This window comes from Burkholderia gladioli, assembly GCF_000959725.1.
Lineage (GTDB): Bacteria > Pseudomonadota > Gammaproteobacteria > Burkholderiales > Burkholderiaceae > Burkholderia > Burkholderia gladioli.
Genome location: NZ_CP009322.1, coordinates 1,615,843 through 1,641,932, shown reverse-complemented (window position 1 = coordinate 1,641,932; position 26,090 = coordinate 1,615,843). Strand labels below are relative to the sequence as shown.

The following is a 26,090-nucleotide window of genomic DNA, read 5'->3' as shown; positions in this document are numbered from 1 at the left end:
CGATTCGTCGAGTCAAGCGGCGCGGCGCCTCGGGATCGATCGCCCAGGCAAGCGGCCCCGAGGCGCTGCCGCTCAACGCCCTCGCGCGAGAATCTTCTCCCCCGCATCGCGCGGCAGCAGCAGGCTGTCGACGATCGCCAGCGCGGCCAGCACCGCGATCAGGTCGAAGGCGAGCTGGAAGTCGCCGGGCCCCGGGTTGCCCGGCGAGGAGCCGCCCATGATGCCGGCCACCGACAGCGCCAGCGCGCCGACCGCGATCCCCATCCCCGCGTTCATCTGCTGAAGCACCGAGAACAGCGTGGTGGCATGGCTCATCTGCGCCTGCGGCACGTCGGCGAAGCCGATCGTGTTGAGCGCGGTGAACTGCATCGAGCGCGTCATGCCGGTGGCGAACAGCAGCAGGCAAACCAGCCAGTGCGGCGTGTCGGCGTTCAGCATCGAGCAGGCCACGAAGCCGAGCGCGACCAGCACGCCGTTGCCGATCAGCACCCGGCGAAAGCCGAAGGCATGCATGATCCGCGTGGTGGCCGGCTTCATCGCCAGGTTGCCGGCGAACAGCCACAGCAGCAGGGTGCCGGCCTCCACGGCGCTGTAGCCGAAGGCGAGCTGGAACATCAGCGGCAGCAGGAAGGGCGCGGTGCCGATCGCGGTGCGAAACAGCGAGCCGCCCACGGCCGTGACGCGGAAGGTATCGATCGCGAGCGGCGCCAGGCCGAACAGCGGATGCTCGGCGCGCGCCAGGTAGCGCGCCGATATCACCAGCAGCGCGACGCCGGCCGCCAGCATCAGCAGCGCCAGCAGGCGCGAGACGTCGTCGCGGCTGGCCGCCTCCAGGCCCGCCATGAACAGCCCGAATCCGAGCCCGGTGAGCACGAAGCCCGTCAGGTCGAACGGCGCGCGCTTCGCCTCGCCGTTGCGCACCAGCAGCAGCGCGGCGGCCAGCGCGATCGCGCCCAGCGGCAGGTTGAGCAGGAAGATCCAGTGCCAGCTCCAGTGCGTGCTGATCCAGCCGCCCACCGGCGGCCCGAGGATCGGCGCCACCAGCGCGGGCCAGGTGAGGATCGCGATGGCGCGCACGATCTGCTCCTTCGGCGTGTTGCGCAACACCACCAGCCGGCCGACCGGCACCATCATCGCGCCGCCCAGGCCCTGCAGCGTGCGCGCCGCGGTGAAGGCCGGCAGGCTGCCGCTGGCCGCGCACAGCAGCGAGGACAGCGTGAACACGATGATCGCCGCGGCGAACACGCGGCGCGCGCCGAAGCGGTCGGCCATCCAGCCGCTGATCGGGATGAACACGGTGAGCGCCACCAGGTAGGCCGACACGCCGATCGACAGATGCGCCGCCGCGGTGCCGAAATCGCGCGCCATGGTGGGCAGCGCGGTGGCGATCACGGTCGCGTCGAGGTTTTCCATGAAGAACACGGCGGCGACCAGCAGGGCGGTCGCGGTACGACGATCGAGGGTGGCGCGCATGAGGGGATGAGCGGATCGGGCGACGCGACGGGGCGCGTCTGGCGGGCCGGCCGGCGGGGCCGGTGCGGGATCGAGCGGCAAGTATAGCGGCAGGACGTGAATCGACGTCGGCAGGCGGTCGGCAAAGTAACCTTTAAAAATATGTTTAACAGGTTACTAAGTGGTGAGTAACCTTCGATCCGTCGTTTACCGGGTTACTCGCGACAACGCGATCCCGGTCCGCACCCGGCCCCGTCCCGCCCGCCATGCCGTGTCCTGTCGCGGTGAAGCGGATGGGCTCTCATCCCCCTGCAAGGAAATCCATCATGCGCGCGATCGTCCTGGACAAATTCGGCGGCCTCGACAGCCTCGTCTACCGGGAGATCCCCGATCCCGAGCCGCTGGCCGGCCATGTCGTCATCGAGGTCAAGGCCTTCGGCATCAACCACGCCGAGATGCACATGCGGCGCGGCGAATGGGCCGAGGCCGCGCCGGTCAGCGGCATCGAATGCGTCGGCATCGTCAAGTCCTGCCCGGGCGGCGAATTCCCGGTGGGCGCGAAGGTGGCCGCGCTGATGGGCGGGCTGGGGCGCACCATCAACGGCAGCTACGCGGAATTCACGCGCGCGCCGGTGTCGAACGTCGCGCTGATCGAGGCCGAGCTGCCCTGGGCCGAGCTGCCCTGGGCCGAGCTGGCCGCGATTCCCGAAACCTACGCGACCGCCTGGACCTGCCTGTTCCGCAACCTCGAACTCGCGGCGGGCGACTTGCTGCTGATCCGCGGCGCGACCTCCTCGTTCGGGCAGGCGGCGCTGAAGCTGGCCGTCAATGCCGGCGCGCGCGTGATCGCCACCACCCGCAACCCCGAGCGCTTCGCGATGCTCGAACGGCTCGGCGCCGCGCGCTGCGAGATCGAGCGGCCCGACCTGGCGGCGCACCTGGCCGAGGCGCGGCAGGTGGACAAGGTGCTTGACCTGGTCGGCAATTCGGTGCTGCTCGATTCGCTCTCGCTGTTGCGCCGGGGCGGGCGCTCCTGCCTGGCCGGCTGGCTGGGCGGGCTCGATCCGATCCGCGATTTCAATCCGCTGCTGCAGATGGCCAGCGGCGTGTGCCTGAGCTTCTTCGGCAGCTTCGTGTTCGGCACGCCCGGTTTCCCGCTCTCGGACGTGCCGCTGCAGGCGATCGCGGCCGACGCGGCGGCGGGCCGGCTCGACGTGAAGCCCTCGCGCGTATTCGGTTTCGACCAGATCCACGAGGCGCATCGCGTGATGGAGGCGAACCAGGCCGGCGGCAAGATGGTGGTGGTGCGCTAGCCGGCGGTGCCGCGCTCGGCCGCGCCGCGCCTCGATCGCGGCGCGCTGGTCCGTATCTTGCTCGAACCGACGCGTTTTCCCCGCGCCTTCGTCGCGCCGCCCGCCAGCCGCCATCGCGGCGCGGGCGGCGCGGCGATGGCGTACCAGGACGACAATCCGGCGCGCGCGATTGTAGTTTTTACAGCAGCAGCCCGGCGTGTCGATCCGCTTCGTCAGACATCGAGCATTTCACGGAGACCGGCATGTCGATCAATCGATGGTTCCTCGGGCGGGCGCTGCGCATCGCCTGCGAGCGGCAGGTGGGGCAGTCCGGCGGCCGCATGCAGGTGATCGCGCATCTTGCGGCGCGTGCCGGCCACGATCGTCATCTACGGGTCACGGGCCTGGTCGGCGAGACCATCAGCGGCCGGGGCCTGGCCGCGGGCGGCGAGGCGGCGGCGCCGGTGGCGCTGACGCTGAGCGAGGCCGCCGCCGGCCGGGCGCGCTACGTGGTCTACCTGCGCCGCCACGAATTCCACGAACACGATTCCGCGCGCCTGGTGCTGCGGGTCTGGCTGCGCTGGTACTGGCTGGCGGCTTGGCTGGACGATTTCACCTCGCGCGGCTTCCGGCGCGCCAACGTGATGCGCGTGGCGCGCATGGAGGTGGCCAAGCGGGTTGCCGCGCTGTCGGCCGAGCTGCAGCAGCCGGTGGCGCCCTCGGCGCTGCTGGCGCTGGCCGACGGGCCGCAACTGCCGCACGACGCCACGCTCGAGGAGCGCCAGGGTTTCGTCGATCGCGTGCTGAGCACGCTGGTGACGGCCGGGCTGGTGCAGGCCAGGGGCGAGGGTTTCGAGATCGCGCCGCGCGCGGCCGTCGCGCTCGAAGCCTACGACGCCGATCTGCAGCGTTACCGCCAACTGGCGGCGATGCGGCGCGCGATCCACGCGCTGATCCTGGCCACCGGGATCGCCGCGCTGGAGGTGGGCGGCACGGTGGCACCGGCGCCGGCGCCCGATGACGCGGACCTCTCGGCCGCGACCTGCCGCTCCGGTTGCGGCGCCTGCGATCCCGATTTCAGTGGCGGCCCGGCCGAGCTTGCACCGGCCGCGGCGCTCGACACGGCGGCGCGGCGCCCGGGCGTGTCGACCGGCGGCGCCGGGTTCGCCGGAGCGCGTGCCTCGCGGGCCGGCGCCGCGGCACATGTCTCGGCGCCGATACATGCGTTGACGGCGCGTCGTCTCACGGCGGCGGGGCAAGGCCAGGCTTGATGCGCTGACGGAAGCGGGTCGGGCGGCAGGGCGCGACGGCGGCGCGAATTCGCCTGTTTCGCATCCCTGAAGAGCGATGCACGTGGCGATCGCGACGTGAGTCGATCGACGCGTTCGTCGGCGGAGGAGGAGAGAGAAAAGGGAAAGTCCGGCGGGGAACCAGCACCGGCGGCGCGTGCAGCCGGTGCTGTCGTGGCGGGATACCGCCTGGCTTACTGGCCCGAGGCGGCCTTGGCGGCCGCCGCGCGCTGCTGCGCCTTCTGCAGGTCGTCCGGATAGTTCGGATCGTTGGCCGAGGGCTTGTAGCCGTTCTTCTCGAGTTCCTTCAGCTCGGCGCTGTTCTTGGCACGGGCGGCCTTGCGTTCGGCCTTGTGCTTGGCACGGGCGGCCTTGCGTTTCTCGGCCTTGGTGGGCGTGCTGGCCGCGGCGGCTGCATCGGCGCCGGGGGCGGCGGCGTCGGTCTGGGCCAGGGCGATACCGGAAATACCGAGCGAGAGGGACAACGTCAGCGCGGCAAGAGACAGCTTGCGGGTCGTACGCATCTTGACTTTCTCCTGAAGATTGATGGTTTTGGTGGTACGCGCAACGACAGGGGCGAGACAGGCACGCGGCTCGCCTCTGCCGGACGCATCCGTGGGCCCGCGGGCCGGTGGATGGATGCAATGTAGCAGGACAAATCGAAAGCCGCAGCGATACCCCTGCAAGCCGCTCGCCAGCCGTTCGCATGGCGCGCCATGGCGCCGCGCGCGCTGCTAACGATATGCGATATCGATGGTTAGCCGCCCGGCCCGGCTTCGCTATAGTTTCCGGCTCACCCGCTCCGGAGTCCTGTTCATGTCGTCGTGGTCCATGCCATCGTTCGCCGGCCGGCGTCGCGCCGTGCTGCGCCTGCTCGGCCGTTCGCTGCTGGCGCTCGGCGTCGGCGCCGCCGTCGCCTCGTATTCGAGCGCCGCGCTCGCCCGCGATACGGTGTCGATCGGCTACCAGCGTTCCTCGACGCTGTTCATCCTGCTCAAGCGCAACGGCGAACTCGAGCGGCGGCTCGGCGCGCTCGGCTACGACGTGCGCTGGCACGAGTTCTCCAGCGGGCTGCTGGAGGCGATGAACAGCGGCAGCGTGGACCTCAACGCCGACGTGGCCGACGCCTTCGCGCTGTTCACCCAGGCGGCCCACGCGCCGCTCACCTACTACGCCGAGGAAACCTCGGCACCCTCGGCGCAAGCCATCATCGTGCCGGCCAATTCGCCGATCCACGGCGTGGCCGACCTGCGCGGCAAGCGCGTGGCGGTGGCCAAGGGCTCGGGCTGCCATTATTTGCTGCTGGCCGCGCTCAAGCGTGCCGGGCTCGCGCCGGGCGACGTCGATATCCGCTACCTGGAAGCGTCGGACGCGCTGGCCGCGTTTCGCGGCGGCAATGTCGATGCCTGGGTGATCTGGGATCCGTTCCTCGCCGCCGAGCAGCGCGACGACCACGTTCGCGTGATCGCCGACGGGCGCGACGGCCTGGCCGAGTACAACCGCTTCTATACCGCCACCGATGCCTTCGTCGAACGGCACCCGGATGCGCTGCGCGCGGTGTTCGAGTTGCTGAACCAGACCGGCAGGTGGGTCAAGGCGCATCCCGACGAGGCGGCGAAAATTCTCGCGCCCGTGTGGGGCAACCTGCCCGAGGCGACCGTCACGCTCGCCAACAGCCGGCGCAGCTACGAGATCGTGCCGGTGCGTCGCGACCAGCTCGCCGAGCAGCAGCGCATCGCCGATACCTATCGCGCGGCCGGCATGATCCCGGTGGCCGTGAAGGCCACCGACATCCGCATCTGGACGCCGGGGCCGGCCGGCGCCGCCGCCGCCGTCAAGGCCAAGGCGCCCTGACGTGCCGCGCGGGGCGCGCCTGGCCCGCGCCGCTTCAGAACGGCTTGGTCGGCAGGTACTTGCCGTCCAGCGTGATCACCGCGCGCGAGCCGCCTTCGGGATCGTCGACCTTCTTGATGTCGAGCCGGAAGTTGATCGCGCTGATGATGCCGTCGCCGAACTGCTCGTGGACCAGGGCCTTGAGCGTCGAGCCGTAGATCTGCACGATCTCGTAGAAGCGATAGATGGTCGGGTCGGTCGGCACGCCGCCGGGGATGCTGCCGCGCAGCGGGATGGTCTGCAACTGGCGCACCGCGTGCTCGTCGAGATCGAGTTTGGCGGCCACCGCGCGCGCGGCCGCCTCGGGCAGCGCGTGCTGGCCGAGCAGGGCCGCGGTGACGAAGGCCAGGCTCAGGCCGGTGCCTTCGTTGATCTGCTCGAAGCTCAGGTCCTTGCGGATCTTCGCGTCGAGGATCGTGTCGGTGAGTGCCTGGCGCGGCGCCTGGCTGGTTTGCGACTGGGGCATGCTTGACTCCTTTCTGGGTGAAGGCGACGGAAATCGTCGATGAACGATGAGGGGAAGGGCGTGGCTCATGCGGCCGCGCCGAGCCGCGCCGGCGTGGCGCGCACATTCGGATGTCCGGCGAGCGAGACGAAGCGGCCGGTGGCGCCGTCGAGCGCCTCGATCGAGCCCGTGCCGATCTCGTAGACCCAGCCGTGCAGGGCGAGCCGCCCCTGGTCCAGCGCGAGCCGCACCGAGGGATGCGTGCGCAGGTTGGCGAGCTGGGCGATCACGTTCTCGCGCACCATCGAATCGACGCGTGCGCGCTCGTCGGCATGCTCGCGCGCCTCGTTCACCACCTTCGCCGAATCGGCATAACGCAGCCAGCTGCGCACCGCCGGCATGTGGTCGAGGCAGCGGCAGGTGGCGATCGCCGTCATCGCGCCGCAATCGGAATGGCCGCAGATCACCACGTCGCTCACGCCCAGCGCGGCCACCGCGTATTCCACCGAGGCACTCACGCCGCCAGGCTCCGGGCCGTAGGACGGCACGATATTGCCGGCGTTGCGGATCACGAACAGGTCGCCCGGCTCGCGCTGCGTGACCAGCTCCGGCACCAGCCGGCTGTCCGAGCAGGAGATGAACAGGGTGCGGGGATGCTGGCTGCCGGCCAGCTCGCGGAACAGCGCCGAGCGCTGCGGGAAGGCCTCGCGCTGGAACTTCAGGAAGCCGTCGATGATGTCCTGCATGGTCGCTCCTTCATGGTCCGGTGATGAACCGATGAGCGCAGCATGCGCCGCCGCTGCCATAGCGTCCAAGACCGGTTTATTATCATCGGTATTGGTAAAACCAATAGTTCAGGGACCCTCATGCTGCTGCGGCACATCCGGTATTTCCTCGCGGTGGCCGAACACCGCAACTTCACGCGCGCGGCCGAGGCGCTGCACGTCTCGCAGCCGACGCTGTCGCAACAGATCCGCCAGCTCGAGGACGCGCTGGGCGCGCCGCTGCTCGATCGCTCGGGCCGCGCGATCGGCCTGACCGACGCGGGCGTCGCCTATCTGCAGCATGCGCGGCGCGCGCTGCAGGACCTCGAGGCGGGGCGGCGCGCGATCCACGACGTGCGGGATCTGAGTCGAGGCGCGCTGCGCATCGCGGTCACGCCGACCTTCACCGCCTACCTGGTGGGGCCGCTGTTCGACGGTTTTCATCGGCGTTATCCGGGCATCACGCTGGACCTGGTGGAGTCGACCCAGGATGCGATGGAGGCGATGCTCAACGAGGATGCGATCGATCTCGGCATCGCCTTCAGCCAGACGCAGTCGCCCGAGATCGAGGTGCGGCCGCTGTTCGTCGAGACGCTGGCGATGGTGGTGGGGGAGGCGCATCCGCGCGCGCGGCGGCGCACGGCGCTGCCGGCGCGGGAGCTGGCGGACGAGGCGCTGGTGCTGCTGCATGGCGAGTTCGCGACGCGCCATACCATCGACCGCTACCTGCGCGCGCAGGGCATCGCGGCGCGTATCGCGATGGAGGTCGATTCGATCGGCGCGAGCATCGAACTGGTGCGGCGCGGCACGCTGGCCACGCTGCTGCCGGCGGCGATCGCGCGCGAGCAGCCGGGGCTGCGCCTGGTCAGGCTGGAGCCGGCGCTGCCCGAGCGCACCGCCGCGCTGCTGCTGCGCAAGGGCGCCTATCGCAGCGTGGCGACCGAGGCCTTCGTCGAGATGGCGATCGCCGAGGGCGGCAAGTTGGCCGGGGATGGCGGCGGCAAGGTGCGCCGTCGGGACGCCGAGCCGGCCGCTTGAGCTGCTAGAGCCGCTAGAGCCGCACGAATTTCGTGATTCGCGGCGGTGGCCTGCCCGGGCTCAGGCGCGGGCCGTCGCCGTGTCGATGCGGAACACCGCGATGCTGGCATTGAGCTGGCGCCCCTGGTCCTCCAGCGCCGTCGAGGCGGCCGCCGCTTCCTCGACCAGCGCCGCGTTCTGCTGCGTGACCTGATCCATCTGCGTGATCGCCTGGTTGACCTGCTCGATGCCGCGGCTCTGCTCGGCCGAGGCGGCGGCGATCTCGCCGACGATATCCGTCACCTGGCCGACCGCCTGGGTGACCGCCGTCATGGTGGCGCCGGCCTCGTCGGCGAGCCGGGCCGCATCGCCGATCTGCTGCACCGAGCCGCCGATCAGCTCCTTGATCTCGCGCGCGGCGCTCGACGAGCGCTGCGCGAGGCTGCGCACCTCGCCGGCCACCACCGCGAAGCCGCGCCCCTGGTCGCCGGCGCGCGCCGCTTCCACGGCGGCGTTCAGCGCCAGGATATTGGTCTGGAAGGCAATGCCCTCGATGATGCCGGTGATGTCGGCGATTCGCGCGGACTTGCTGCTGATCTCGCCCATCGTCTCGACCACGCGGCCCACCACCGCGTTGCCGCGCGTGGCCACCTCGGAGGCGTTGGCCGACAACGTATTGGCCTGGCGCGCGTTGTCGGCGTTCTGCTTCACGGTGGCGGTGAGCTGTTCCATGCTCGAGGCGGTTTCCTGCAGCGAGGCGGCCTGCTGCTCGGTGCGCGAGGACAGATCGGTATTGCCGGCCGCGATCTGGCCGGAGCCGGAGGCGATGTTCTCGGCGGCCGAGCGTACCTGGGCCAGCAGCGTCACCAGGCTGCGCTGCATCTCGTCCATCGAGGCCAGCACGCTGCCGGCGGGCGCCTGCCCGGCGCCCGGCACCGGGCTCAGGTCGCCGGTAGCGACGCGCTGCGTGATGCTCGCCAGCTCGGCCGGCTCGGCGCCGAGCTGGCGCAGCAGGCGGCGCGTGATGAAGACGCCGGCCGCCACCGCGATGGCGATCGCGACCAGGCAGATCGCCACCAGCAGCGCGCGTTCCACCGCGTAACGCGCCTCGGCCTCGACGATCAGCTCGGCCGAGCGGCGGCTGGTGGCATCGGCATAGGTGTTCGAGGCCTGGATCAGCGCGGCCAGCAGCGGCCGGCACTTCTCGATGATCTCGGCGATCGCGGCGTCGTGCTGGCCTGCCAGCGCGAGGCGGTCGATGTCGAGCGCGACCGGCCGGTACAGCCCCTCGATGCGCGCGATCTCGGCGGCCTGGTGGCGCGACTCGTCCGACATGTCGCGTGCGTTCGCGACCATCCGGCCGAATTCCTCGAGATGGGTTTCGACGCGCTGCTCGGCCGCGAGCACGGCGGCCTTTTCCAGCTCCACGTCGGCCGGCGAGCTGACCAGCACGAGGTTGCGCACGGCCACCGCGCGATCGTCGACGGCGGCGCGGATCGCGCGGGCCATGTCGGCGCGTGCGTTGATGCCGTTGACGTAGCGATAGAAACGCTGGTTCGCGTCGCCGAGCGCCTTCAGGGAGAAGCCCGAGACGATCAGGACGACCAGGCTCAGCGCGCCGAACGTGAGCAAGAGGGAAGCCTTGGCAGAGAGATGCTTGAGACGCATGGGATGGTCCGTTCCTGGGCCGTGAAAAGAAGCAAGGGAATGCACGGGTCAGACGAATCGATGAGGTGCCTATCGAATTCCGTGTCCGTGGCCTTGCTTATCGGCAGCAGATGGCGCCGGCGCAGGGTGCTCGCGCCTTGGTGGTGTTAAGAATTGTCAAATCGGCGCGAAAAACGGGAAGACAGTGTTTTTCGTTTTTCGGCATGTCTACGGAAATATTGCGGTAAGAATGCGACGCGTCGCATTTCCGTTCGCGGGAACCCCGCAATGAAAGGAAAGGACTGGCGATCGTCCCGCGATGTTCGCGGTCTCGGCCGGCCGCCGCCTTGCCCGAGATCAGCGTCGGCGTGCCGGTGCCGCTCGGCGGTTTCGCCTCGGTGCCGCAGTCGGACGCCGAGCAGGACCGGCTGGAGCCCTTCGGCACGGTGTCGCCGCGCGATACCGCGATGTCGGTCACGGTGGTGCCGCGGAACCTGATCGTCGACCAGCGGGCGTGGATCGTGAACGACACGCTGCGCTACCCGCTCGTGAATCCGACCGACAAGGACGACTACGCGTCGGTGGCCGATGGGAACATCGTCGGCAGCCCGGGGGCGAATACGGCGTACCCGGGGATGCCGCGTGCGTTCAGTTCACCGCCACCACCAGCCCCCGCGCGATGGCCGCCTTGTCCGGCTCGCCCAGCGCGGCGGCATTGCGATACAGCGTGCGCATCGCCCAGCAGGTGTCGGCCGGCGTGGCGGTGGCCGGCTTGCTGGTGGCGTCGAGGAATTTCTGGCGGTCCGCCTGCGGCACCTGCTGCACGATCTTCTGCAGGGCGGCCGTCACCGCCGCGCGATCGGGCTGCGCGAACGGCGTGTTGTCGAGCACGGCCTTGGCCGAGGCCAGCGAGAAATCGAACCAGGCCGTCGCATCCGCCTCGTCGAAGCGCGCGATCGCGTCGTCGAGCATGCGCTGCTTGTCGGCGGTGTTCACGGTGGGCCGCGACAGGGCCTGGCAATCGCCGTCGGGCATCCCGCCCACCACCTTCGACATCAGCACCAGACGCTGTTCGAGCTGCGCGTCGGTCAGGCGCGGCAGGCCATCCTGGGCGAGGCCGAAACCCTTCTCACGGCCGCTGCCCTGCTTGTCGCCGGCCAGCAGCAGCTTGAACTTCGGATCGTCGCCGAGCTTCTCCATGAAGCTGTCGTAGGCGTCGTGGGCCGGCACGTTCTCGGCGAAGGGGTTGTCCTCCTCCTCGGCGCTGTCTTCCTGCCTGCCGTTCGCCGTGACGGGCGGTGTCGAGCCGTCGGGCTCGCCGCGGATGTGCTGCACCACGCGCACCGCGATCACGCCGAGCAGGGCGGCGAGCAGGTACACCAGGAAGCGATTCTTGCGTGACGTCATCGATCCACCGTCTGATTCGGATGAAGGGGCGCGAGGCGGCCGGCCTGTCGCGAAATCGCGTCCTCGGGCCTGCTGCGCGATGCGTCGTCGCGCGAGGCGTGGTGCGTAATATATCGACGCGCCCTGGGCGTGGCAACGTCGTCGCGGCCCGCGTGGCAGGCGCCGGACAGTAAGTTTGTGAACGATGGAAAGCCGCCGTCGAGGCGAAGGCAAAGGCGTGAGTGGCGGATGCGCGGCGGCGCGCAGGATCGCGCATCGTCGCGCATGGTTGCGCGACGGCGCTTCAGAAACCGCGCCCGCTGCCTGCCTCGACATCGCGCGCGTGCCGGGCGGCGCGCGTGTTCGATACCGCCGGCGCCGAAGGCGGCAGCTTCACCGACGTGTTCCAGCCGCTCGCCTGCACCTCGCGCATCTCGCGCGCGGCCAGCGCGGCCACGCATTGACGGCCCGGCATCGGCAGGTCGAGCACGCGCCAGCTGCCGGCATCGTGCGTATGCACGCGATGCGCATGTTCCTCCAGCGGCTGCGACAGATAACCGGCCGCCGACAGCGTGCCGGCGGCATGCGCGACGCTGGCCAGCCGGATGCGATGCTGCTCGTCCCGGTCGACCGCCTCGCCGACCGAGAACGCGGTGGCCAGGCCGAGCGGCTGCGTGCTTACGCCGATCAGGATCCAGATGCCGGCATAGGCGACGGCGATCTCCAGCGGCTCGGCCGTGGCGGGCGAGCCGAGCGTGACGCGCCCGCTTTCATGGTCGGCCAGCTCCAGCGCCTGCGGCGCCACCCCGAGCATGCCGCCGAGGATGCCGCGCAGCACCGCGCGGCCGACCGCGAAACGCTTGCCGATGGCCGGCTGCGGAAAGCACTTGGCGCGCTTGCGCTCGAACGGCGAGAGCCGCGCGAAGGCATCCTCCTTCGACAGCAACTGCCATTCGGGGCGCAGCAGCCACAGGCGCAGCTCGCCGTCGCGCAGCGGCTGCGCGCAGAACGGCGGCTGCTCGGCGAGGGCATGGGCGCTGAAGGTGACATCGGCGGCGAGCTGGATGGCGCGCTCGGGCAGGGTGGCATCGTCGGCCTTGCCCTCGTCGGCCGTGGCGGGCGGCAGGCGAGCGCTCATCCGCGCCGCTCCCGGGCCGGGTTGGCGCGCACGGCCCTCGGGACGGACGCTTGCGCGACGGCATGCGGTTGGATCTCGGCATGCATGGTGTTCGGCTCTCTCTGGTTCTGTTTTGAAGTGGCGCTATGTTCCGATAGTTTGAAAATTAATGCAAATGGTTCTCATTTGCAGAGTGTAACCGTCAACCGGCGCGCAAGAATCTGCGTGGAATGCTCCCGGATCAGGCCGGGGATGCCTCGAACAGGATTCTGTTTCGAATCGATGAAAATCCGCCAAACGGCCGCCGGGCGGGCGAAAAGTCCCTCGCCAAAGCGCGAAGTCACTTGACAAGGCGGGGCGCGGCCGTCAGAGTACGCAACCAAATGCCAATGATTCTCATTTGCGGGACGAGAAGCTTCGCAGCGGCCCCAGGGCCCGGTGACGCCGCCTCGATTCGCTCGACGTAATGGGCCACGTCACACCGAGGTGTGTAAATGAGATTCGTTTATTCAATCTTTCACTGGCCGGCAAGCCGGTCGAACGGAGCAAGCGATGAGCTGGGGCGATGACGATACGACGTTTCATGTGGTCGTGAACGACGAGGAACAGTACTCGATCTGGCCGGAATACAAGGCGATTCCCGCCGGCTGGCGCGAGGCCGGCAAGTCGGGCAAGAAGGCCGAGTGCCTGGCCTGGATCGACGAGGTCTGGACCGACATGCGCCCGGCGAGCCTGCGTCGCGCGATGGACGACGACGCCAAGCGCGCGGCGAACTGATCGATGTCGGCGATGTCGGTCCACGCCGGCCTGCCGGCGGCCTTGCCGCCCGTGCAACTGTTCTGTTTCGCCCACGCGGGCGGCGCCGCCTCGCTGTACCGGCGCTGGCCGCAAGCGCTGCCGCACGGCGTCGAGCTCATCGCGCTGGAGCTGCCAGGCCACGGCCTGCGCCGCGCGCTGCCGGTGCTGAGCGACTGGCCCAGCCTGCTCGACGTGCTGGGCGCCGAATTGCTGGCGCGCCGCGATCGCAGCCGGCCTTACGCCCTGTTCGGCCACAGCATGGGCTCGCTGGTCGCCCATGAGCTGATTCATGCGCTGCGCGAGCGCGGGGCCGAGCTGCCGGTCTGGCTCGGCGCTTCCGCCTCGGTCGCGCCGTCGCGGCGCAAGCACGAAACCCACTGGCTTGGCTGCTCGCACGAGCAGATGGTCGACAAGCTGCGCGCGCTCGGCGGCACGCCCGAGGCGCTGCTGCGCGATCGCGACTTCATCGAGCTGCTGTTGCCCACCTTGCGCGCCGATTTCCATCTGTGCGGCATCTATCCCGCCGCGTTCCCGGCCGATGTCGGCCGCGCACCGCTCGACTGCCCGGTGACGGTGTTTACCGGCCGCGACGACAGCGCCACCGCGGACCCCGACAAAGTCGCGCACTGGCGCGACACGACGCGCGGCGAATGCGGCTTCCACGCCTTCGCCGGCGGCCATTTCTATCTCGAAGCCGAGCTGCCGGCCCTGCTCGAGCGCGTCGCCGAATCGCTCGGCCGCGCGCTGGCGCGACCGGCGGCTCCGGCTGCCTTGCCGACGGAGGCAGGATGGACGCAATGACGACGACGCGCCCGGCGCTGGCGCTCGATACCCGCGAACTCGAACAGAACGGCACGCGCGTGCTGGTGCTGAGCCCGGCCGGGGCCGGCGGCGAGGCGGCCGCGGCGCCCGCGCTGGCGAGCGCCGCCGAGGCGCTGGCCGAGCTGGCCGCGCGCGAGAAGACGCGCTACGGCGGCGTGCTGGTGCGCGGCTTCGCGCCGGTCGGGCCGGCCGGCTTCGAGGCCTTCGCCGGCCGTTTCGGCGAACCGATCCACGAATACGAATTCGGCTCGACGCCGCGCAGCCGCGTCGACAAGGGCGTGTTCTCCTCGACCGAATATCCGGCCAGCCAGTGGATCGACCAGCACAACGAGCAGTCCTACACGCTCAAGTGGCCCGGCTCGATCGGCTTCTATTGCGAGATCGCGGCCGAGCAGGGCGGCGCCACGCCGGTGGCCGACAGCCGGCTGGTGTACCAGCGCATCGACCCGGCGCTGCGCCGCCGCTTCGCCGAGCACGGCGTGATGTACGTGCGCAACTACGGCAACGGCCTCGACCTGCCGTGGCAGCAGGTGTTCGGCACCGAGGATCGCGCCGAGGTGGAGCGCTACTGCGCGGCCAACCGGATCGCCTGGGAATGGCTCGACGACGGCGAGGAGTTGCGCACGCGCCAGGTCTGCCAGTCGGAGCTGGTCCATCCCGCCACCGGCGAGACGGTCTGGTTCAACCAGGCCCACCTGTTCCACGTGACCAACCTGCCGGAAGGCGTGCGCGAGGCCATGCTCGAAGTGGTCGAGCCCGACCGCCTGCCGCGCAATACCTATTTCGGCGACGGCACGCCGATCGACGACGCGATCCTCGACGAGGTCCGCGCCGTCTATCGCGACACCATGCTGTCGTTCCCGTGGCAGGCGGGCGACATCCTGCTGCTCGACAACCTGCTGATGTCGCATGGCCGCGCGCCCTTCGCCGGCAAGCGCCGCGTGCTGGTGGCGATGACGCGCTGAAGCGAGCCCGCCCCGCGCCGCGCGCGACGCGCCTCGGCCCGGCCGCCGGCAGCACCTGCCAGGCGGCCGTCGGCCGTTCCGAAACCGAACCTGAAGAGTGAATCCGTGAGCGAAGTGTCGAACGATCTGCTGTCGATCTCGACGGCCTATGTCGCCCTGCCGCCCGAGAAGCGCGCCGTGTTCCGCGGCCGCCTGCGCGAGCGCGGCATCGACGCCGCGCGCCTGCCGATCGTGCCGTTCCCCGGCGCCGAGCGGCGTTTCCCGCTGTCGCATGCGCAGGAGCGGCTGTGGTTCCTGTGGCGCCTCGATCCGGCCAGCGCCGCCTACAACGTGACGGGCGCGGTGCGCCTGCGCGGCCGGCTCGAGATCGGCGCGCTGCGCGCCGCGCTGGCGCGCGTGGTGGAAGCGCACGAGAGCCTGCGCCAGCGCTTCGACGAAGTCGACGGCATCCCGTACCAGACCGCCGTGGCCGGCGAATTCGGCTGGGAAACCGTGACGGCCGAAGGCGAGGGCCCCGCGCTCGACCTGCTGCTGGCCAGCCGCTCGGCCGCGCCCTTCGATCTCGAGCGCGGGCCGCTGCTGCGCGTCATGCTGGTCTCGCTCGGCGCCGACGATCACGTGCTGCATGTCGCGCTTCATCACATCGTCTCGGACGGCTTGTCGATCGGCGTGTTCGTCGGCGAGATCGCGACGGCCTATGCGGCCTGCCTCGGCGAGGCGAGCGGCAAGGGCGACGGCGCGAATGCGGCGCCGTCTTCGACGGCCGGGATCCAGTACGGCGACTACGCGCTCTGGCAGCGCGAATGGCTCGACGACGGCGCGCTCGCGCGCCAGCTCGACTACTGGCGCGAGCGGCTCGGCCAGGACCATCCGGTGCTGGAGCTGCCCAAGGCACGCACCCGCGCCGGGCTGCGCAGCGGCGCCGGCGCGCGCATCGCGCGGGTGCTCGCGCCCGGGCTGCACGCGGCGCTGATGCGTGTCTCCACGGCCGCCGACGCGACCCCCTTCATGACCCTGCTGGCCGTCTACGAGCTGCTGCTGGCCCGCTACAGCGGCCAGCAGGACATCCGTGTCGGGGTGCCGGTGGCGGGCCGCGACCGGCCCGAGGTGGCGCGCACCATCGGTTTCTTCGTCAACACGCTGGTGATCCGCGCCGAGCTGGCGGGGGTGCCGAGCTTCGCGGCCCTGCTCGCGCAGGTGCGCGAGCGCGTGCTGGAAGCGCATGCGCATGCCGACCTGCCGTTCACCAAGCTGGTCGACGCGCTGCAGCCGCAGCGCAGCTTCGGCCATACGCCGCTGTTCCAGGCCATGTTCAACTACCTCGGCGAGGATGGCGGTCCGATCCGCCTGCCGGGGCTGGAGGTGTCGACCCACGAGATCGGCACCCAGACCGCGCGTTTCGACCTGGTGCTCGACGCCCGCGAGCGCGCCGGCGGTTTCGAGGTCGCGCTGACCTATGCCGAGGATGTGTTCGAGCGCGCCACCATGGAGGCCATGCTCGACCATTACGTGCTGCTGCTCGAGGCCGTGCTCGACGCGCCGGACCAGCCGCTCGGCGCGCTCGGCGCGGCCGCGCCCGAGCAGGCGCGCGTGCCGGCCAAGCCGTATCGCTCGGTGCCGGCGCGCTTCGCGGCCAGCGCCGCGCGGCACGCGGCGTCGCCGGCCGCGCATTGCGAGGGGCAGCACGCCACCTACGCGCAGCTCGACGGCCATGCCGCGCGCGTGGCGCGTGCGCTGGCCGCCGCCGGCGTGGGTCCCGACCAACGCGTCGGCATCTGCATGACGCGCTCGCTCGGCATGGTCGCGGCGCTGCTCGGCACGCTGCGCTCGCCGGGCGCCTTCGTGCCGCTCGACCCGGCCTATCCGGCCGAGCGCCTGGCGATGATGCTCGACGACGCGGGCGTGAAGGTGGTGCTGACCGATGCCGACGCGCAGGCGCGCTGCGGCGAGCTGTTCGCCGGGCGCGTGGCGATCGACGTCGGCGCGCTGGCTGCCGCCGAGGCCGAAAGCGATCACGCCGGTTCGACGCCTGCGGACCCGCATCCCGACCAGCTCGCCTACGTGATCTACACCTCCGGCTCGACCGGCCGCCCGAAGGGCGTGGCGATCTCGCACGGCGCCTTCGCCGCCCACCTCGACGACTTCATCGCCGCGCACGCGATCAGCGCGGCCGACACGCAGCTGCAGTCCTCCACCATCAATTTCGACGTCGCGCTGCACGAGATGCTGCCGGCCCTGCTGCAGGGCGGCCGGATCGAGATGCGCGGCCCCGAGGCCTGGGACATCGACACCACCAGCCGCCACCTGATCGACGCGCGCGTGACCTTCTCGCGCCTGCCGACCGCCTACTGGCAGCAGTGGCTGCGCACGCCGCCGCCGCCCGAGGCGCTGGCCGCGCTGCGGCAGATCACGGTGGGCGGCGAGGGCCTGCCCGGCGACGCGCTGGCGCAATGGCAGCGCGGCCCGCTGGGCCGCATCGGCCTGGCCAACCTGTATGGCCCGACCGAAACCACGGTGGCCTGCATGTACCGCGCCACCACGCCCGATGATGCCTCGCAGGCGATCGTCTCGATCGGCGTGCCCTATGCCTCGCGCACCGCGCGCGTGCTGGACCGCGACGGCAACGAGGCGCCGATCGGCGCGCTCGGCGAGCTGTGCATCGGCGGCCACACGCTGGCGCGCGGCTATCTCGATCGCCCCTCGCTGACGGCCGAGCGCTTCGTGCCCGATCCGCTCGGCGCGCCGGGCTCGCGCCTGTATCGCAGCGGCGACCTGTGCCGCCGCCGCGCCGACGGCGCGATCGATTTCCTCGGCCGCCTGGACCAGCAGATCAAGCTGCGCGGCTTCCGCATCGAGCCCGGCGAGATCGAGGCGGCGCTGCGGCGCCTGCCCGGCGTGGCCGAGGCGGTGGTGGTGCTGGCCAGCGAGCGCGGCGTGGCGCGCCTGGTCGCCTACGTGGTCGGCGCGGCGGGCGTCGCGCTCGACGGCCCCGAGCTGCAGCGCGCGCTGGCCCGGCAACTGCCGGCCCACATGGTGCCGGCCGCGATCGCCGTGCTCGCGCGCATGCCCTTGATGCAGAACGGCAAGGTCGATCGCGCCGCGCTTCCGGCCGTGGAGATCGCGCCGGCCGAGGGCTCGCGCGCCGAGCCGCGCAACGAGGCCGAGCGTCTGCTGCTGAGCTGGTGGCGGGCCGTGCTCAAGCGGGAGGACCTCGGCATCGACGACGATTTCTTCGCGGTCGGCGGCGATTCGATCCTGAGCCTGCAACTGATCGCCAAGGCCCGCGCGCAAGGCTGGCTGCTGAGCCCGCGCCAGGTGTTCGAGCAGCCCAGCGTGGCGCGCCTGGCGGCCGTGATGCGGCCGCTCGACGGCGAGGCCGAGCAGGTCGAGATCCGCGAACCGCTGCCGCTTACTCCGATTCAAGCGTGGTTCCACACGCGTTATCCGCAAGGCGAGGCGCACTGGAACCAATCGGTCCTGCTGCGCGTGCGCGGCGAACTGGACCTGCCGGCCTTCGAGCGCGCGCTGGCTGCCGTGATCGCGCGTCACGACGCGCTGCGGCTGCGCTTCGAGCGCGATGCCGACGGCCTTTGGCAGCAGCGTGTGCTGGCCGACGCGCCGGCCGTGCCGGTGCGGTCGATCGACCTGCGCCCGGCCGGCGAACGCTGGGCCGCCGCGCTGGAACAGGCGGGCGAGGAAGCGCAGCGCTCGCTCGATCCTCTCGCGGGCCGGCTGGTCAAGGCGGTGGCGTTCCGCGCGCCCGAGCTTGCCGACGGCGCCGTCGAAGGCCGCCTGCTGCTGGTGATCCATCACCTGGCGGTGGACGGCGTGTCCTGGCGCATCCTGCTGGCTGACCTGGCCGCCGCCTACGAGGCGGCCGTCGCCGGCCGCGCGATCGCGCTCGACGCGGCGCTGCCCTGGAGCGTGTGGGCCGCGGCCCAGCGCGAGGCGGCCACGCCGGCGCGCATCGCCGCCGCCTTGCCGGCCTGGCAGGCGGCGCTGGCCGACGCGGTGGCGCCGCTCGAGGCGCCGGCCGGCACGGCCGCCACCAGCGACCTGATCGACTGGAAGCTCGAACGTGAGGACACCGAGGCGCTGCGCCGCGCCGCGCCGCGCGCCTACCGGCTCGGTATCGACGAACTGCTGCTGGCCGCGCTGTCGCGCGCGGTGGCGGGCATCTTCGGCGGCGGCGGCGCGCTGGTCGCGCTCGAAGGCCATGGCCGCGACCTGTACCAGCACCTGGCCGGCCCGGCGCGCGAGGATCTCGATCCGAGCCGCACGGTCGGCTGGTTCACCACGCGCTTCCCGGCCTGGCTGCCGGCGCTCGCCGACGACGCGCAGACGCTGATCGGCGCCAAGGCGCGGCTGCGCGCGCTGCCCGACGGCGGCGCCTCCTGGGGCTGGCTGCGCAGCTATGGCGACGCCGCCGTGCACGACGCGCTGGCCGCGCTGCCGGCGCCGCGCATCAGCTTCAACTATCTCGGCCAGTTCGACGGCAGCCTCGCCGAGGACGGCCCGTTCGGCTTCGCGAGCGAGAAATCGGGCAGCCAGCAGCCGGCCGACGAAACCCTGGTCTATCCGGTCGAGCTGAACGGCCTGATCGTCGAGGGCCGCTTGTCCTTCACCTGGCGCTTCGATCCGGCGGTGGTCTCGCCCGAGCGCCAGCATGCCCTGGTGGCCGCCTTCGGCCGCGAGCTCGCGAGCCTGGTGGCGCATTGCGAGCAGGCCGAGCCGCGTGCCACCGCGGCCGATTTCCCGCGCGCCGCGCTCGACGAGGCCGGCTTCGAGGCGCTGGGCCTGGCCGGCACCGCGCTCGACGATCTTTATCCCGCCACGCCGCTGCAACAGGGCCTGCTGTTCCACAGCCTGATGGAGGCGGGCGCGTACCTGAACCGCAAGCGCCTGACCCTGTCGGGCGCGGTCGACATCGAGGCGATGCGCGAGGCCTGGCGCACCGTGGTCGAACGGCACCCGGTGCTGCGCACGCGCTTCGTGCGCGCGCACGGCGGCACCATGCTGCAGGCCGTGCAGGCCTCGGTGCCGCTGCCCTTCGAGGTGCACGACTGGCGCGAGCGCGACGACTACGAGGAAGCCTTCGCGCGCTGGTTCGACGAGGAGGCGCCGCGGCGCATCGATCTCGACGCCGCGCCGCTGATGCACGTCGCGCTGTTCCGCCGTCCCGACGGCGCGCATGACCTGGCCTGGCTCAACCATCACGCGCTGTCCGACGGCTGGAGCCAGTCGCAACTGCTCGGCGAGCTCACGCGCAGCTACGCGGCGGCCTGCCAGGGCAAGCCGCCCGAACTCGAACCGGTGGTGCCGTTCGGCGCCTATCTCGACTGGCTGGCGCGCCAGCCCGAGCCGGCCGACTGGTGGCGCGAGCGGCTCGCCCAGGTGGACCGGCCGGCGCTGCTGCTCGACGGCCTGCCCTCGCTCTCGACGGCCGAGGCGCAGGCGCATCTCGCGCAAGGCGGCCCGGGCTTCCGGCATCGCGACGCCCGGCTCGACGCGGACCTGTCGGCCGCGCTGGCCGAGACCGCGCGCCGTCGCGGCATCACGCTCAACACGCTGATCCAGGGCGCCTGGGCGATCGTGCTGGCGCGCCTCGCGGATCGCCGCCAGGCGGCCTTCGGCGTGACCGTGTCGGGCCGTCCCTCGGACCTGCCCGGCGCCGCCGCGATCCAGGGCGTGTTCATCAACAGCCTGCCGATGTGGATCGAGGTGCCCGCCGACGCGCCGCTGCAGGATTGGCTCGCCGCCATCCAGTTGCGCAATGTCGAGCTGCGCCAGGTCGAGCACACGCCGCTGACCTCGGTGCGTCGATGGGCGGGCGGCGGCGAGCTGTTCGATTCGCTGCTGGTGTTCGAGAACTACCCGATCGACCCGTCGCTGCGCGATGGATCGCTGGGCCTGACGGTGGACGCCTCGACCTCGTTCGAGCAGACCCACTATCCGCTCACGCTCGGCATCCTGCCCGGCGAGCGGATCGGCCTCGAATGGAGCTGGGACGCGACGCGCCTGGCCGAGGCCGGCATCGACGCCTTGGCCGAGGCTTATCAGGCGGTGCTGGCGCAACTGGCGCGGCCCGAGGTCGAGACGCTGGCCGCCTTGCGCATCGCGGGGCCGGCCGGCGAGGCCGGCAGCGCCGTGGCGGCTTCGCACGGGACGAGCGAGGCGGGCGGGGCGCATCCCTATCGAGGCGTGATCGCGCGCTTCGAGGCCGCCGCGCTCGCGCGTCCCGATGCGCTGGCAGTGCGCTGCGGCGACGAGACCATCGACTACGCCGCGCTCAATCGCGCCGCCAACCGCATCGCGCACCGCCTGGCCGCGCTCGGCGTGGGCGCCGAGTCGCGCGTGGGCGTCTGCGTCGAGCGTTCGCCGGCCCTGGTGGCCGCCTTGCTCGGCGTGCTCAAGGCCGGCGGCGCCTATGTGCCGCTCGATCCCGACTATCCGCGCGAGCGGTTGCGCGAGCTGTGCGAGGACGTGGGCATCGCGATCGTGCTGGCCGACGCGCTTACCGCGCCGCGTCACGCCGACTGGCTGGCGCAGGCGGGCCGCACCGTGCTGCAAGTCGGGCCGCTGCTGGCGGCGCCCGAGCTGGCCGAGGGCGATCCGGCCGGCGAGGCGCATCCCGAGCAGCTCGCCTACGTGATCTCGACCTCGGGCTCCACCGGCCGGCCGAAGGGCGTGGCGCTCACGCACGGCGCCCTGAGCCGCCATATCGACGATTTCCTCGCCGACCACGGCCTGCGCGTCGACGATCACGTGCTGCAGTTCTCGACCGTCAATTTCGATGCCTCGGTCGAGCAACTGTTCCCGGCGCTGGCGATCGGCGCCTCGGTCGAGATGCGCGGGCCGGCGCTATGGAGCGCCGAGGAATTCGACCGCGTGCTGGCCGAACGCGCCGTCACCTTCGCCGACCTGCCGACCGGCTACTGGAAGCAATGGGCGCGGCAGGCGCGGCCGCGGCCCGGCCTCGCGCTGCGCCGCATGACGATCGGCGGCGAGGCGCTGCCCGGTACGGCCGTCGCGCAATGGCGGGACGGCCCGCTCGGCGCGGTGCAACTGGTCAATACCTACGGGCCGACCGAAACCGCCGTGGTGTCCTCGGTGCTGCCGGTCGAGGATGCGCATCGCGACAGCCTCGCGGTGCCGATCGGCCGGCCCTCGGCCTCGCGCCTGTACCGGATCCTCGATCGCGACGGCGAGCCGGTGCCGCCGCTCGGCGTGGGCGAGCTCTGCATCGGCGGCCACACGCTGGCGCGCGGCTACGTGGGCCGCCCGGGCCTGAGCGCCGAGCGCTTCGTGCCCGATCCGCTCGGCGCGCCGGGCTCGCGCCTGTACCGCACCGGCGATATCTGCCGCTGGCTGCCCGATGGCGGCGTCGCCTATGTCGGCCGGCTCGACCAGCAGGTCAAGGTACGCGGCTTCCGGGTCGAACTCGGCGAGATCGAGGCCGCGCTGGTGGCGCTGCCCGAGGTGGCCGAGGCGCTGGCCCTGGTGCAGGGCGAGGACGACGCGCGCCGCGTGGTGGCCTACGTGGTGCCCGCGCGCAATGGCGCGGCGCCCGAGCCGGCGCGCTTGCGCGAGGCGCTGGCGCAGCGCCTGCCCGCGCATATGCTGCCTTCGGCGATCGGCGTGCTGGATGCGCTGCCGACCCTGCCCAACGGCAAGCTCGACCGCCGCGCGCTGCCGGCGCTCGACGCCGCGAGCGCCGGCTACGTGGCGCCTGCCACGCCGCTGGAGGCGACCGTCGCCGAGATCTGGCAGGCCGTGCTCGGCATCGAGCGGGTCGGCGCCCGCGACGATTTCTTCGCGCTCGGCGGCCATTCGCTGCTGGCGCTGCAGGTGGCCGCGCGGCTGCAACGCGCCTTGGGCCGCGAGGTGCCGCTGCGCGCGCTGTTCGACCATGCCGAGCTGGCGGCGCTGGCCGCCTGGCTGGAAGCCGGCGCGGCGCCGGGCGCGCGGGTGCTGCCGCCGGTGCGTCGCACCGGCCGCCGCGAGGCGCCGCCCACCCACGGCCAGACCCGGCTGTGGTTCCTCTGGCGCCTGGCGCCGGACAACCCGGCCTATCACCTGTCGCTGGCGGTGCGCATCGACGGCGCGCTCGACGCGCGCCTGCTGCGGGCCGCGCTCGACGCGGTAGTGGCGCGCCACGAGATGCTGCATGCGCGCTTCGACGAACGCCAGGGCGCGCCCTGGCTGGTGATCGACGACACGCTGCGCGCCGGCTGGGAGGAGGCGGGCTTCGCCTCGCCGGAAGCGCCGGCCTGCACGGCCTGGCTGCGCGAGGGCGGCGCCATGCCGTTCGACCTGCGGCATGGGCCGTTGCTGCGCGCGCGGCTGGCGCGCGTCGGCGGCGACTCGCATGTGTTCCAGCTCACGCTGCATCACATCGCCACCGACGGCTGGTCGATGAACCTGCTGGTCGACGAACTGAGCGCCGCCTACGAGGCCGCCGTGCGCGGCGACGCCGGCGCCTATGCGCCCGCGCTGCCGGTGCAGTACACCGACTACGCGGTCTGGCAGCACGAATCGCTCGACGCGGGCGTGCTCGAGGCGCAGCTCGACTACTGGCGCGACACGCTCGGCGACGAGCAGCCGGTGCTGGAGCTGCCCGCCGACCGGCCGCGGCCGGCTCGGCGCGACGGCCTCGGCGGCCAGGTCGGCGCGGAGCTGGACCGGGCGCTGGCCGATGCCCTTCAGACTTATGCGCGCCATCATGACGCGACGCTGTTCATGATCCTGCTGGCGGCCTTCCACGCGCTGCTGCATCGTTACGGTGGGCAGCGCGACATCCGCGTCGGGATTCCGCTGGGCGGGCGCGAGCGGATCGAGATCGAGCCGCTGATCGGCTTCTTCGTCAACACGGCGGTGATTCGTGCCGAGCTGTCGGGCGCGCTGCCGTTCGAGGCGCTGCTGGCCCAGGTCCGGCAGCGCGTGCTCGACGCGCAGGCCAACCAGGACGTGCCGTTCGCGCGCATCGTCGACGCCCTGCAGCCGCAGCGCGTGGCGAGCCAGACGCCGCTGTTCCAGGCGATGTTCAACTACGACGTGCAGCAGGGCGCCACCGAGCGGCGCGTGGCCGACACGCTGCGCCTGAGCCCGTTCGGCAGCCAGCGCAGCGCCGCGCAGTTCGACCTCACGCTGGGCGTGTCGGTGGGCGAGCGCATCGGGCTGTCCTTCGGCTACGCGACCGACCTGTTCGATCGGGAGACTGTCGAGCGCCTGCTCGACGACTACCGCGCGCTGCTGCGGCAGATCGTGGCCGGTGGCGTCGTCGGCGGCCCGCGCCTGCGCGAGCTGGCGCTGGTCGCGCGGCCGGTGGCGAGCCGCGGCAGCTTCGAGGCGCAGCCCTTCGTGGCGGCGCACGAACGGATCGCCGCGCAGGCGCGCCGCTCGCCGGAGGCGATCGCGCTGCACTGCGAGGGCGAGGCGCTGAGCTATCGCGAACTCGACGAGCGCGCCACCCGCCTGGCGCTGAAGCTGCGCGCCGAGGGGATCGGCGCCGAGGCGCTGGTGGGCGTGTGCACCGCGCGTTCCGGCGCGATGCTGGTGGCCGTGCTCGCGGTGCTGAAGGCCGGCGCGGCCTACGTGCCGCTCGACCCGGCGTATCCCGATGCGCACCTGGCCGGCATGATCGAGGACGCCGCGCTGGCCTGCACCCTGGTGGACGCTGCCGGCCGCGAGCGGCTCGCCGCGCTCGGCACGGCGCATCGGCAAATCGAGATCGACGCGGCTGCCACGCAGTCGCCGGCCGACGCCGATCCGCAGGCCGCGCTCGACCTGCCGCCGCTCGATCCGGCCCGGCTCGCCTACGTGATCTACACCTCGGGCTCGACCGGCCGGCCGAAGGGCGTCGGCGTCTCGCACGGGGCGCTGGCGCGCTTCCTCGACAGCCTGCGCTCGCGCCTGGCGTTGAGCCCCGACGACGTCTGGCTGGCGGTCACCACGCTGTCCTTCGACATCGCCGCGCTGGAGCTGTACCTGCCGCTGGCCTGCGGCGCGCGCATCGAGCTGGCGACGCGCGAGACCGTGATCGACGGCCCGAAGCTGGCGGCGCTGGCCGACACCTGCGGCGCCACCGTCATGCAGGCCACGCCGATGGGCTGGCGGGTGCTGCTCGACGGCGGCTGGCAGGGCCGGCGCGGGCGCTTCACGGCGCTGAGCGGCGGCGAGGCGCTGCCGCCCGACCTGGCCGAGGCGCTGCATGCGCGCGGCGTGACGCTGTGGAACCTGTACGGCCCGACCGAGACCACCATCTGGTCGAGCGCCGCGCGGCTCGAGGCCGGCGCGCCGATCACGCTGGGCGCGCCGCTGGAGCACACCACGCTGCAGGTGCTCGACGAGAGCGGCCAGCCGGTGCCGGACAACGGCATCGGCGAGCTCTGCATCGGCGGCGCGAACCTCGCACGCGGCTATCTCGGCCGCCCGGGCCTGAGCGCCGAGCGCTTCATACCCGATCCGCACGGCGCGCCGGGCGCGCGCCTGTATCGCACCGGCGATCTGTGCCGGGTGCGCCGCGACGGCCGACTCGAATACCTGGGCCGCGCCGACCAGCAGGTCAAGCTGCGCGGTTTCCGCATCGAGCTGGGCGCGACCGAGGCGGCGCTGCGCGGCATCGAGGGCGTGAGCGGCGCGGCCTGCCGGATCGTCGGCGAGGGCAGCGCGCGGCGGCTGGTGGCCTACGTGACCGGCGAGGCCGAGATAACGGGCCTGCGCGCGCAACTGGCCGAGCGACTGCCGATGCAGCAGGTGCCCGCGCAGATCGTGCGGCTCGAGGCGCTGCCGCTGACCTCAAACGGCAAGCTCAATCGCAATGCGCTGCCGGAGGTCGCCGCGCATGACGAGGACAGCTATGTCGTCCCCGGCACGCCGACCGAGACGCTGGTCTGCGAGACCTGGGCCGAGGTGCTGGCGCTGCCGCGGGTCGGCATCGACGACGACTTCTTCGGGCTGGGGGGCCATTCGCTGGCGGCCGTGCGGGTCGCCGCGCGGCTGGGCGAGCGGCTCGGCCGGCAGGTCGAGCTGGCGCTGCTGTTCGCGCATCCGCGCGCGGCCGACCTGGCGGCGCGGCTCGATCGCGAAGGCGGCGCGGGCGATGCCGGCGGCGGCTCGGCGCTCGACGCGATGCAGGGGCTGCTCGATTCGCTGTAAGCACGCAAAGCCCGATCGAGGGCTAGCGATGCGCGGCGGCCGCCGG

16 protein-coding genes are annotated in these 26,090 nt (G+C 71.9%); 8 read left to right on the top strand and 8 right to left on the bottom strand.

Annotation, left to right across the window (positions count from 1 at the left end; genetic code table 11):
- Nucleotides 1–72 precede the first annotated feature (72 nt).
- Nucleotides 73–1,473: a DHA2 family efflux MFS transporter permease subunit gene (locus BM43_RS07490; RefSeq protein ID WP_013690476.1), complete on the bottom strand. Its 1,401-nt coding sequence runs from the start codon at nt 1,471–1,473 to the stop codon at nt 73–75.
- A 305-nt stretch (nt 1,474–1,778) separates the two neighbouring features.
- Between BM43_RS07490 and BM43_RS07485 the strand changes: the two genes are divergently transcribed.
- Together BM43_RS07485 and BM43_RS07480 are read left to right on the top strand one after the other, a co-directional pair.
- Complete coding sequence (locus BM43_RS07485) at nt 1,779–2,765, top strand: zinc-binding dehydrogenase (protein ID WP_036056042.1); 987 nt, start codon at nt 1,779–1,781, stop codon at nt 2,763–2,765.
- A 242-nt stretch (nt 2,766–3,007) separates the two neighbouring features.
- Entirely contained in the window at nt 3,008–4,015 is a 1,008-nt protein-coding gene (locus tag BM43_RS07480; RefSeq protein WP_036056044.1) for a hypothetical protein, read from the top strand.
- A 212-nt stretch (nt 4,016–4,227) separates the two neighbouring features.
- On the opposite strand, the gene BM43_RS07475 is transcribed toward BM43_RS07480, so the two are convergent.
- Nucleotides 4,228–4,557: a DUF4148 domain-containing protein gene (locus BM43_RS07475; protein ID WP_013690473.1), complete on the bottom strand. Its 330-nt coding sequence runs from the start codon at nt 4,555–4,557 to the stop codon at nt 4,228–4,230.
- Nucleotides 4,558–4,849: 292 nt separating this feature from the next.
- On the opposite strand from BM43_RS07475, the gene BM43_RS07470 reads away from it, so the two are divergent.
- Nucleotides 4,850–5,887, top strand: coding sequence for an aliphatic sulfonate ABC transporter substrate-binding protein (locus BM43_RS07470; RefSeq protein WP_080742139.1), 1,038 nt, complete (start codon nt 4,850–4,852; stop codon nt 5,885–5,887).
- 34 nt (nt 5,888–5,921) lie between these two features.
- Here BM43_RS07470 and cynS read toward each other — a convergent pair whose 3' ends face one another.
- Both cynS and BM43_RS07460 read right to left on the bottom strand, forming a co-directional pair.
- Entirely contained in the window at nt 5,922–6,392 is a 471-nt protein-coding gene (gene cynS / locus BM43_RS07465) for a cyanase (RefSeq protein ID WP_025100266.1), read from the bottom strand.
- Nucleotides 6,393–6,457: 65 nt separating this feature from the next.
- On the bottom strand, nt 6,458–7,117 hold the full coding sequence (locus BM43_RS07460) for a carbonic anhydrase (protein WP_036056045.1): 660 nt from the start codon (nt 7,115–7,117) through the stop codon (nt 6,458–6,460).
- A 120-nt stretch (nt 7,118–7,237) separates the two neighbouring features.
- Between BM43_RS07460 and cynR the strand changes: the two genes are divergently transcribed.
- Nucleotides 7,238–8,173, top strand: a complete 936-nt coding sequence (cynR, locus tag BM43_RS07455; RefSeq protein ID WP_036056050.1) for a transcriptional regulator CynR — start codon at nt 7,238–7,240, stop codon at nt 8,171–8,173.
- 60 nt (nt 8,174–8,233) lie between these two features.
- On the opposite strand, the gene BM43_RS07450 is transcribed toward cynR, so the two are convergent.
- The 4 genes from BM43_RS07450 to BM43_RS07440 form a co-directional block, all read right to left on the bottom strand.
- A complete protein-coding gene (locus BM43_RS07450) occupies nt 8,234–9,820 on the bottom strand; it encodes a methyl-accepting chemotaxis protein (protein ID WP_036056051.1) in 1,587 nt (528 codons plus the stop codon).
- Nucleotides 9,821–9,917: 97 nt separating this feature from the next.
- Nucleotides 9,918–10,331: a hypothetical protein gene (locus tag BM43_RS40215; protein ID WP_144417633.1), complete on the bottom strand. Its 414-nt coding sequence runs from the start codon at nt 10,329–10,331 to the stop codon at nt 9,918–9,920.
- Between the two features lie 116 nt (nt 10,332–10,447).
- Nucleotides 10,448–11,206: a hypothetical protein gene (locus tag BM43_RS07445; RefSeq protein WP_036056052.1), complete on the bottom strand. Its 759-nt coding sequence runs from the start codon at nt 11,204–11,206 to the stop codon at nt 10,448–10,450.
- A 283-nt stretch (nt 11,207–11,489) separates the two neighbouring features.
- Nucleotides 11,490–12,323 (bottom strand): 4'-phosphopantetheinyl transferase family protein, encoded by an 834-nt coding sequence (locus BM43_RS07440; protein ID WP_036056053.1) that lies wholly within the window; start codon nt 12,321–12,323, stop codon nt 11,490–11,492.
- A gap of 531 nt (nt 12,324–12,854) precedes the next feature.
- Between BM43_RS07440 and BM43_RS07435 the strand changes: the two genes are divergently transcribed.
- The 4 genes from BM43_RS07435 (at nt 12,855) to BM43_RS07420 (ending at nt 26,044) form a co-directional block, all read left to right on the top strand.
- Entirely contained in the window at nt 12,855–13,079 is a 225-nt protein-coding gene (locus BM43_RS07435) for an MbtH family protein (protein ID WP_013690465.1), read from the top strand.
- A 12-nt stretch (nt 13,080–13,091) separates the two neighbouring features.
- Complete coding sequence (locus tag BM43_RS07430) at nt 13,092–13,901, top strand: thioesterase II family protein (protein WP_052409205.1); 810 nt, start codon at nt 13,092–13,094, stop codon at nt 13,899–13,901.
- Nucleotides 13,898–14,887 (top strand): TauD/TfdA family dioxygenase, encoded by a 990-nt coding sequence (locus tag BM43_RS07425; RefSeq protein ID WP_230676428.1) that lies wholly within the window; start codon nt 13,898–13,900, stop codon nt 14,885–14,887. The genes BM43_RS07430 and BM43_RS07425 overlap by 4 nt, the downstream gene beginning before the upstream one ends.
- A 105-nt stretch (nt 14,888–14,992) precedes the next feature.
- The gene (locus BM43_RS07420) at nt 14,993–26,044 is read left to right on the top strand and encodes a non-ribosomal peptide synthetase (protein ID WP_036056057.1); all 11,052 of its coding nucleotides are present in this window, start codon (nt 14,993–14,995) and stop codon (nt 26,042–26,044) included.
- Nucleotides 26,045–26,090: the final 46 nt, after the last annotated feature.